The organism is Moorena sp. SIO4E2, from assembly GCF_010671945.1.
GTDB lineage: Bacteria > Cyanobacteriota > Cyanobacteriia > Cyanobacteriales > Coleofasciculaceae > Moorena > Moorena producens.
In genome coordinates, this window is record NZ_JAAHIE010000850.1 from 1 (window position 1) to 2,482 (window position 2,482).

The following is a 2,482-nucleotide window of genomic DNA, read 5'->3' on the forward strand; positions in this document are numbered from 1 at the left end:
GCTATGAAATTAAACCGATTTATGGCTGGGGAGATCTGGGAAAAGCCCAGCAATCAACCGCTGGCTGGCTTTCGTTTTTACAGATATTTGAACCAGGATGGCAAATCTTGATGGCCCACGGTTTAGCCACTGGCTGGATTGATTGGAATGGTAAGCTCTATGATTTTACCAATGTCCCGGCCTATGGGGAAAAAAATTGGGGTCGTGCTTTTCCTAAGAAGTGGTTTTGGCTCAATTGCAACAGTTTTACCGATCAACCAGACCTGGCTCTAACTGCTGGTGGTGGTAGACGGGAAGTAGTGGGGTTGGCAGAAGCAGCTGCTTTGATTGGCATTCACTACGAAGGTAAATTTTATGAATTCGTGCCCTGGAATTCAGAAGTAACCTGGCAGATCCAGCCTTGGGGAAAGTGGCAGATGCAAGGGCGCAATGGTGAGTATGAAGTAGAGTTAACTGGTACAACCGATTTACCTGGTACACTTCTACGAGCTCCCACGGAAAAGGGATTAAATTTCATTTGCCGAGATACTATGCAAGGTCAGCTGAAGTTGGAACTTAAACAACGACGTGGGGATAACGTTGAACCGATTTTGATAGCTGAAAGTAAGTTATGTGGATTAGAAGTTGGTGGTGATTCTTGGGAGAAACCTTGGAATTCTTCGGCTAAATTGCCTTGGGTTTTGTGATACTATACGGCCTTGGTATTTTCCCAACTTCCTCTGCTTCTGGTTAATTCCCCTATATCTACGTTCAAGATCAAAAAAACCCCAGCGGGTAGCTGAGGAATAAGTCAAGGTGCATCTACTATTCCTGAATCCAACCGGGGTCTACCTAGATCCGGAAATATTTCCAAAACATAGGGAAATGCGATATAGCGTTTTTCATGAGCTAAGGTACACAGGATTTTTTCCGACTTCCCTGCTCCGAAGTCCCTGCTCCGAAGTCCCTAAAATCCACTCCTAGTCAGTACCTCACCCAATTGAAAACTGCTATATAGCACTACGCATTCAGATGTTTTACATTGTCTTGATGCAGTCGCTCATGGGGGGAACCCCCAAGACCGTAATGGTGCGTTTTCCGTTGGCGAATTAAATTCGCCACGGGTCGCACCTCTGCATCGCTCCTAAACTCCGAAACTTAGTCATAGCTTACTTCTGACTTCTGACTTCTGACTTCTTACTTGCGCGTAGCGCTATATCAACCCAAAGACCGCAGAAAATTCCCTAACCCTACACCAATAAACGTAGCAACAGCATAACCCAGAGTACCGCAAAGAATAGCAGGAGTAACTAGCTTATCCCACTGCCGTGCTGTCGCCATAGCCGCTGCTGTAGTTGGCCCACCCATATTAGCATTCGACGCAATTACTAACTCAGCTAAATCTAAACCCAACAATCGCCCAACTCCGAGTAAGACTAACAAATGGATGGCGAGAATTAATCCAGCAAAGATAAACAGAACTGATCCCACTCGCAGCACTATTTCCACATTAGCGCTGGCTCCAATTACAGCAAAAAATACCTGCATCAGCAGATAGCCAATTTTTTCTGCAGCCGTTATCCTACCTAAATAACTTGGGAATAGTGTCGCTAGCATCACAATTAAAACCGTTTCTACCAGAATTCCCCCTTTGTTGAAACCCAACCAGCTAGCGAGACCATAACCGACAGCACAAATGGTCATACTAATGGCTAATGCCAAACTTATCTTGATAAGAGAGAGTTGTTGTCGAGACTGGGAATCAAAAATACTAAACTGACTAGAAATAGTATTCTCCTGAGAGCGCTGGGTAGGAAAAATTCCCCGTAGCCACTTGATTGAAGGTAAAGCAAACAGCACTAAAAAATACAAGGTCATCACTAAATTATCTGCTGCTACCCCGGCACTCAGTAAATCTCCTGCTCTTAATCCAGTGCTTTCAGCGGTTGCCGCAAAATTAACAGAACCACCAATATAAGTAGCACAAAAAATTGCTGCCAACTTCCAACCTTCTTCTCCTAAAGGAATGATATAGTAAGCCACTACTGTGCCTAAGATTGTTCCCACTGCACCAATTCCATAAGCAATTAAAGTAGGCCCAGCCTCCCGCACAATCCGAAACAAGTCAGCTTGGAATAGTAGTAAAGGAATAGCTAATGGGACTAAGTAAGACCAGACCACCCCATAGGCAGGAGCATCCGGTGGGATAATCCTAAGATTGGATAAGATAAAGGTTACCAAAATAGTGACAACAGCCCCAGATAGTTTAGCTCCCCAAGGAGTCCGTTCTGCCCAGAATCCAATGGTTGCTGCTGACAGCAACACAGCCCATAGAGCGAAATCTTGATTAGGATTTATCAGAGAGGTTGCCATGTATTTTAGGAATGCTTATCTAAAAGCTTTTCAAATAAACTTTCCGATGCCCAAAACGATGTATTTTTAAGATTATCGACAACAACAGGTAAATTGATAAGTTTCATAGTAGCTGCCCGGTCTAAAATTC

General features: G+C 44.1%; 2 protein-coding genes. One reads left to right on the forward strand and one right to left on the reverse strand.

Going from position 1 to position 2,482, the window contains the following annotated elements; all coding sequences use genetic code 11:
* A partial coding sequence (locus F6K37_RS38060) for a tocopherol cyclase family protein (RefSeq protein ID WP_287256257.1) occupies nt 1-686 on the forward strand: 686 nt, incomplete at its 5' end.
* Between the two features lie 511 nt (nt 687-1,197).
* Here the strand turns inward: F6K37_RS38060 and F6K37_RS38065 are convergent.
* The gene (locus tag F6K37_RS38065; RefSeq protein ID WP_287256259.1) at nt 1,198-2,352 is read right to left on the reverse strand and encodes a DUF819 family protein; all 1,155 of its coding nucleotides are present in this window, start codon (nt 2,350-2,352) and stop codon (nt 1,198-1,200) included.
* Nucleotides 2,353-2,482 lie beyond the last annotated feature (130 nt).